Below are 6,957 nucleotides of genomic sequence, written 5' to 3' on the forward strand. Positions count from 1 at the left end.
ACCGTCCTGATCGGCAGAGGAATCGAGGAGACGATCGCCCGCATCTCCAAAGTAATTCGGCGACTGCTGGAGCACTCTTGCCACTCCTTCTTGCCGCTTCCCCCCTCCCTCTGCTGCCAAGTTCAAGGCGTTGTTGCGGACAAGGGACTCGCCTGCACGCCGTGGGATCAATTTTCCCTCGTGCCCACGTGTGCGATGCGCCAGATGGTGCCGTTTTCGTCCCCGGACACGTAGAGCCCCCCGTCCGGTCCCACCGCGAGTCCTGTCGGTCGATGCTCGGCGTTGCCAGGGGCCCGAAGCGTATCGACGCCGGCAAAGCCGTCGGCGAATACTTCGTAGTCCCCCGATGGCTGGGCTCCGTCGAAGGGGGTAAACGTCACCTTGTATCCCTCCTGCGGGAGCGGTGCACGGTTCCACGAGCCATGCCAGGCGATGAACGCCCCACCCTGATATTTCTCCGGGAACTGATCGCCGTGGTAGAAAAGTACGTCGTTCGGTCCCCAGTGGCCTGGAAAGGCCTGAATGGGATCCTCGAATTTGTCACAGCGCCCGACCTCTTCGCCGTCACCGCCGTACTCCGGCGCGAGGACCTTCTTTTCCGCCATCCAGTCGTAGTAGCAGTATGGCCAGCCAAAGTTGTTGCCCGCATCGACCTTGAAGAACTCCTCGGCGGGCAGCTCAGCGCTTTCCGTTTGCGTGTAAAGGTCGGGGAAGAATTGGTGTAGCTGGTCCCGGCCGTGTTGCACCGCATAGAGATTGCCGACGGTGTCATTCCACGTGAGTGCGACGGCATTGCGGATTCCTGAGGCATAGCGGGCATCCGGTGAGTGCTGCTGGCCCGTTGCGTTGGCCTGATACTGCCAGATGCCTGCGTGTTGCTTGAGCTGAGGGCACGGATCCTGCCCCGGCGACCCTTTCGTCCGGGTCTCCTCCATGCAGGCATTCGAGGGGGCGCCGACATTCACGTACAGGTGGCCGTTTCCACCGAATGAAAACGGCTTTACGGCGTGCTGGCCCTGCTCCGGAAAGCCCCCGACGATGAGTTCCCTATCGCCGGAGGGCACAAGCTCACCGGGGCTTCGCTCGTACCGCCAGATGGCTGTGTTGGCCCCGAAATAGAGGTAGCCGTCGTGGAGGCCGATGCCGGTTCCGCTGCCGTCACCGAAGTACTCGGTCCGGTCGGCCTTGTAGTCGCCGTCGGTATCTCGAAGGGCTACGATGCCGGTATCATCCGCCGTGTCGCGGACCGCCGCGTACACGTCGCCGTTCTCCGCAACTGTGAGGTGGCGGGTTGTGCCGAGATCTTCAGCCACAACGGTGGCGCAGAACCCGTCAGCCAGCGTCAGGCCGCCGTCGTCCGGATCACAAACGGAGGTAGCGCCGGTCTCAGAGCTTGCTCGTTCCTGCCCACAACCGGCGAGTGCCACGACCAGCATGATTAACAGGAATCCGCTCCCGCCGGGCCTGACAGATCCGGAGCACAGCTGTACTTCCGGCATCATGGTGAATTGATGAGTCAGCGAGAAAGTACGCGAAGGGATTCACGGTCGTGCCTCAAAGGGCTGCACGGAGGAACATCACATTCTTGAAGCAACATTCTTGAAGCAGCCACTGCCCTTCGGCATGTACGCCACTTGCTGTGCAGGTGGCTACTCGGCAGGGGAGAGCGGCTCCCGTAGGAGAAGACGCCCACCGGTTGTCGTCTTCAGCAGGCCTGAACCGTCAGGACAGCCCCGCCGCCCCCGCTTCGGGTTCCAGACTCCTGTTTCTTTCCGCCTGCGCTCCCATGACCGTCGGGAGCTTACTCCCAGCGAGGAAATTATCCGCCGCGGATCGATATGCGTCCATCCTCAGCGCCCTCTTCCCCGTTCGCACGGTTGTCTGGACCTCCAGGGACCTGCCCCTTTCTCGCTGACTTCGGGAGAAGGGGCAAACAAGTGGGCGTACCGTCCTCCCGTGGAGGTTCTCGTTTCGAGACGGGCGTCCATGTGCACGCACGCCTGCCCGAACCTCCCAGAGGGACCAAAGGGGACTTACGGATTCGAATTGCCTTCGTCCTGCGAGCCGCCTTCCTGCATCGAAGAACGCTGCCGCTTCGCCTCCATCTTCATGGCCTTTCGAACACGATTCTGCAGCGTGGTGTCCTGCTGGGCCGAGCGCATGACCCGCCGCACCATCTGGGGCTTCATTCCCTTTTGCTTGGACTGCTTCTGTATAACCTGCATCTGCTTCTTCTGCAAAGCCATCCGTCGCTTTCGAAATTCGCGACGGACGTCAGCCTTCTGCGTGGAGTCCATCTTTGCCATCTTCTTCTTCATCTTGATGGCATCCTTCCGCATCTTCATCCGCTCCTTCTGGGTGGACATCTGCGCAGTGACAAGAATCTGCGCGATCTTCTGGATCTGCTCCTTGCTGACATCGGAGGAGGAGAGAAGCTTCGAAGTATCCGGCTGTGGCATCTGCCCGAACGCTGCGGGCGCACAGAGGGCAAGCGCGAGGACGAGAAGACCGGCTCGAAGTGGTGTCACTAATCGTCTAAGCATGGGGGTAGGTCGTCAGGTTGAACAAAGCGTGTGGTCAGGACGAACACTTTCGAATTTGCCTTCGAATGGGCCCTGAAAATGAAGAACTACTCCACTAAGATAATCTTGTACGGAGTGTTTCGTGGGGGGCCAGGGTTTGCCTCGACCTTCCCACTCTGGACGCTAGATTTCACGGAGACCTGCGTCTCCAAACAAAAAACGGCCCTCACCAGCCATGAGGGCCGCTTTCTAGGGTCGGGGCAGCCGGATTTGAACCGGCGACCTCGTCGTCCCGAACGACGCGCGCTACCGGACTGCGCCATGCCCCGCTTGAGTATCCAAACGTGTTATAGGGCCAGTTTTGAGTCGGGATCCGCACCGGCCTCCACAGGCCTGGCCTCTACCCGGCCGCTGAGGTGGAGTTCAATGGTTATCCACACGACAATTCGGAATTGCGAGTTGCGAGTATGGAAGGCAGATTCCTGGTTCTTTGCCCCTCTCCTCTCGCTCCCTCGTCATTGCCCGAACTCCTCGTACATCGCATCAATGAGGTCCTCGTGGCGCTCTTCGATGACACTGCGGCGGAGCTTGAGCGTTGGGGTCAGCGTGCCCTCCTCCACGGTGAATGGCTCGGCGAGCAGGCGGAAGTTACGGATCTTTTCGTATGCCGCTGCCTCCCGATTGTAGGCCGTGAACGCATCCTGAAAGATGCGCTGAACCTCATCGAGCTCAAGAAGCTCGGCGTCGGTGTAGTCGGACTGATCGATGCCCTCGTCCCGGACCCGCATCCGGAGCGACTCGAAGTCGGGCACCACCAGGGCCACAAGGAAGGGACGCCCTTCTCCGATCACAACGATCTGGTCGATCCACCCCTTGGTCTTAAACGTTTCCTCGATGGGGCCGGGATACACGTTCTTCCCGCCCTCCGTGACAATCATGTGCTTGATGCGATCCGTAATTTTGAGGTAACCCTCCTCGAAGCGGCCCACGTCGCCGGAGTGGTACCAGCCCTCTTTGTCAAAGGCCGCCCGGGTCTCCTCCGGCCGATTCCAGTACTCGCGCATCACGTTCGGCCCCTTCACCAGGATCTCCCCTTCCGGCGTTGAGATGGACGTGGGATAGTCGCTTCCACTGACCGTCCCGGCCAACTCGTCGCCGTCGAGCGGCTGGATGGCGACGGTAACCCCCGGCAGGATGTGACCCACCGTGCCGTAGCGGGGGGCGTCCATCGGGTTCACCGTGAGGACGGGGGCCGTTTCCGTGAGGCCGTAGCCCTCAATGATGGTGACCCCGGCCGCCTGGAAGAAGGTGCCAATCTCTTCGGGCAGCGCCGCGCCCCCCGACACGGCAAAGCGGAGATTGCCTCCGAGCCTCTCGTGCAGCTTTGAAAAAACGAGTCGGTGCGCGACGGCTTTTTGCATCCGCAACAGAAGACCGGGACCTGTGCCGTTCGACTGCTGGGCCTCCGCGTACCGCTCGCCCACCCGCACGGCCCACTCAAAGGCCTTTTGCTGGATGACACTGCCCTCGCTGGCCTGCTTCGTGACGCGATTGTACACCTTCTCGAACATGCGCGGCACGGAGATCATGAGGGTTGGCTGCTCCTCCCGCAGGTTTTGACTCACCGCCTCGATGCTCTCCGCATAGCTGATGGTGGCCCCGGCGGCGAGCACAGCCGTGTGGCCCGCCGTGCGCTCGAAGGCGTGGGACAGGGGCAGGAACGAGAGATGATGGTCGTCTTCCCCGAACGGCACGCGCTGGAGGGCCGCTTTCACGTTTGAGCAGAAGTTGCGGTTTGTGAGCACTACGCCCTTCGGCTTCCCAGTGGTGCCGCTCGTGTAGATGAGCGCACTCATGTCGTCGGGCGTCATGCTCTCGGCAATGTCGACGAGCTCGTCTTCGTGCTCGGTCCAGTACGCCCGCCCTTCCTCCAGGGCGTCGTCCCAGGGTGTCATGGATACTGGCGGATCGTCTGCCGTCTCACTCATCACGATGACCTCTTCAAGCTCAGGGCACCTGTCCGCGATCTCTTCAATTTTCTTGCGCTGGACCGGCACGGACACGATGCACACCTTCGCTCCAGAATCGCGGAGGATGTAGGCCACTTTGGAGGAGGGCAGCGAGGTGTAGATCGACACGTTGGCCGCCCCGATGAGCTGCGTGCCCATGTCGCTGATCGCCCACTCCGGGCGATTCTCTGAGAGCACGGCCACGCGGTCGCCCTTCTGCACCCCCTGCCGATGCAGGTAGCCCGCCAGCGCCTGCACCCGATCCTCGAGGTCCTCCCACGTGATGTCGTGCCACCCTTCGCCCCGTTCCTTGTAGCGCAGCACCGGTCGTTCCTGCCCTCGGTAGCGCTTACAAAGACGCCGAAACAGCTGTGGAATGGTGTCGAACTCGACCTGAGCGGGCATGAGTACATTCCGGGCGGTGGGAGGACGGTAGACACCGCAGCCCTACCCACAAAACGATGGGCTGTTTCTGAGCACACTGCTCCCACGCCCGAGCGGTGCGACAGTCTCCAGACTGGTCCCACCAATGCGCTCGGTCCCGAAGTGCGTGCGCTGAATCGACAGCAACTCGCAGTAGAGACGCGCCGCCCGTTCCGTACGTCCCCCGTAGCGAAGCAGGCGGACCCGCTCGTGCAGTGTTTGGGCCCGATCGGAAGGAGTGAACGGCAACTACTTCCGGTGCGCCGCGAGCGCGCCCCCGAGCAACGGCGCGGCCCTATCGTAGAGGGGGGCGAGGGCAAGCTCCCTGAAGGAGCGGTCGACCAGCTCCGAGAGGTCACTGAGAGCTACGAGGCGGAGCTGAGGCGCCTCGACGCGGAGTAGCTCCCCCCTTCCCGCATCGACTGAAGTGCCTCCGGCACACTGGGAGCAGATCCGTGCGCCCTTCCCCCCAAACTTCGTCACACATCCGCCCCCACAGCCCCGGCAAGGGACGCGTACCCGTCTTCGCTCAGCCGCTCCACGAGGCCCTCCTTGATCTCGCGCACGAGCCCTGGCCCTTCGTAGACGAGGGCTGTGTAGAGCTGCACCAGCGACGCCCCCGCCCGAATTTTGGCGTAGGCCGACTCAGCACCACGCACCCCCCCAACCCCGATGATGGGCACGTCGCCGTTGGTCGCCTGGTAGAGGTATCGTACCAGCCTCGTGGATCGGTCCGCCAACGGCGGCCCGCTGAGTCCTCCCTCCCCAATCTCTGCCAGCCGCTCGTCCGGGGCCTGCACCCCTCGCCGGTCGGACGCCGTGTTTGTCGCGACGAAGCCGTCCACGTCGTGGGCCTTCGCCACGGCGAGGATCTCCTCAAGCCGGGTGTCGAACAGAACCTGGTCGCTACGCGGAGGACTCAGCTTCACCAGGACAGGCACGGCGAGCCCCGGCACCTTCTGCTCCGATTCAATCACGGCGAGCAGTTCGTCGAGGGCCTCCGGGTCCTCGAAGGTTCGCCCGTCGTGGGTATTCGGACACGAGACGTTGAGCGTTATGTAGTCCGCCTCCGACCTCAGCTGCCGAAAGCTCGTACGGTAATCGTCGAGGGCCGCCGTCCCTAAGACGTCAGGATCGGGCGTTTTGGCCACGTTGACGCCGAGAGGGCAAGTGCGTGTCGTGCGGCCCTCCTCCAGCCGCTCCACCACCGCCTCGGCCCCATCGTTGTTGAGGCCGAGCCGGTTGACGAGGGCCTGGTCCTCCCGCAGCCGGAAGGCCCGCGGCATAGGATTGCCCGACGCTGGCTGGGCGGTTACGGACCCGGCCTCGACGAAGCCGAAGCCGACGGCCTCCCAGAACGGGACGGCCCGGGCGTTTTTGTCGGCCCCGGCCGCCAGCCCCACGGGATTCGGGAACGTAGCTCCCCAGAGCCGTTGTTTGAGACGCTCGTCCTCGAACCGGTACTGAGACTTGACGAGCGGAAGCGCCACGCGCTGCGCCACCTCAGCGGCCTGCAGGCTCACATCGTGTGCGCGCTCCGGGCCTAGCCGGAAGAGCAGGGGACGGAGAAATCGGTACATGCGCGTGGAGTATCGGCCAGGGTCGCGTGTGCCTGTCGCTACTCCATTGGACCCGGATCCATCATGCTTCGTTTCCACTTCTCCTCCGTCATCGTTCGCTCCCCAGAGAGACGGTCCTGATGTCTTGTCTCCTCTACCAGGTCGACGCCTTCACTACGACCGTTTTCAGCGGAAATCCAGCGGCCGTGTGTCTGCTTTCCGGCGCCCGCGATGCCGACTGGATGCAGCGCGTGGCCGGTGAGATGAACCTTTCGGAGACCGCGTTTCTTCATCCTCAGGAGGACGGCTCCTATCACCTACGCTGGTTCACCCCTACCCACGAGGTCGACCTCTGCGGTCATGCCACACTTGCCAGTGCACACGTGCTCTGGACGGAGGGCGTTCTTGCCCCTGAGGCTCCGGCGCGGTTCAATACCAGGAGCG

6 protein-coding genes and 1 tRNA gene are annotated in these 6,957 nt (G+C 62.8%); 2 read left to right on the plus strand and 5 right to left on the minus strand.

What is annotated here, in order from left to right:
- Positions 1-167 precede the first annotated feature (167 nt).
- The 4 genes from ABEL04_RS09885 to ABEL04_RS09900 all read right to left on the minus strand — a co-directional run bounded on the left by ABEL04_RS09885 (position 168) and on the right by ABEL04_RS09900 (position 4,936).
- Positions 168-1,436, minus strand: a complete 1,269-nt coding sequence (locus ABEL04_RS09885) for a PQQ-dependent sugar dehydrogenase (protein ID WP_375802227.1) — start codon at positions 1,434-1,436, stop codon at positions 168-170.
- 597 nt (positions 1,437-2,033) lie between these two features.
- Complete coding sequence (locus ABEL04_RS09890; protein WP_375802228.1) at positions 2,034-2,543, minus strand: hypothetical protein; 510 nt, start codon at positions 2,541-2,543, stop codon at positions 2,034-2,036.
- Positions 2,544-2,777: 234 nt separating this feature from the next.
- A tRNA-Pro gene (locus ABEL04_RS09895) sits at positions 2,778-2,851 on the minus strand.
- Positions 2,852-3,037: 186 nt separating this feature from the next.
- Positions 3,038-4,936 carry an AMP-dependent synthetase/ligase gene (locus ABEL04_RS09900; RefSeq protein WP_375802229.1) on the minus strand — a complete coding sequence of 633 codons (1,899 nt, stop codon included), beginning with the start codon at positions 4,934-4,936 and terminating at the stop codon, positions 3,038-3,040.
- 141 nt (positions 4,937-5,077) lie between these two features.
- On the opposite strand from ABEL04_RS09900, the gene ABEL04_RS09905 reads away from it, so the two are divergent.
- A complete protein-coding gene (locus tag ABEL04_RS09905; RefSeq protein WP_375802230.1) occupies positions 5,078-5,356 on the plus strand; it encodes a hypothetical protein in 279 nt (92 codons plus the stop codon).
- Positions 5,357-5,433: 77 nt separating this feature from the next.
- On the opposite strand, the gene ABEL04_RS09910 is transcribed toward ABEL04_RS09905, so the two are convergent.
- Positions 5,434-6,534 carry a quinone-dependent dihydroorotate dehydrogenase gene (locus tag ABEL04_RS09910; RefSeq protein ID WP_375802231.1) on the minus strand — a complete coding sequence of 367 codons (1,101 nt, stop codon included), beginning with the start codon at positions 6,532-6,534 and terminating at the stop codon, positions 5,434-5,436.
- A gap of 119 nt (positions 6,535-6,653) precedes the next feature.
- Here ABEL04_RS09910 and ABEL04_RS09915 point away from each other — a divergent pair.
- A partial coding sequence (locus ABEL04_RS09915) for a PhzF family phenazine biosynthesis protein (RefSeq protein WP_375802232.1) occupies positions 6,654-6,957 on the plus strand: 304 nt, incomplete at its 3' end.

It is taken from the genome of Salinibacter sp. (genome assembly GCF_042218895.1).
Taxonomy (GTDB): Bacteria; Bacteroidota; Rhodothermia; order Rhodothermales; family Salinibacteraceae; genus Salinibacter.

Bases quoted from the DNA above. Each gene is read 5' to 3' on its own strand.
- ABEL04_RS09900 (WP_375802229.1), bottom strand. From the start codon at position 4,936: ATGCCCGCTCAGGTCGAGTTCGACACCATTCCACAGCTGTTTCGGCGT.
- ABEL04_RS09890 (WP_375802228.1), bottom strand. From the start codon at position 2,543: ATGCTTAGACGATTAGTGACACCACTTCGAGCCGGTCTTCTCGTCCTC.
- ABEL04_RS09910 (WP_375802231.1), bottom strand. From the start codon at position 6,534: ATGTACCGATTTCTCCGTCCCCTGCTCTTCCGGCTAGGCCCGGAGCGC.
- ABEL04_RS09885 (WP_375802227.1), bottom strand. From the start codon at position 1,436: ATGCTGGTCGTGGCACTCGCCGGTTGTGGGCAGGAACGAGCAAGCTCT.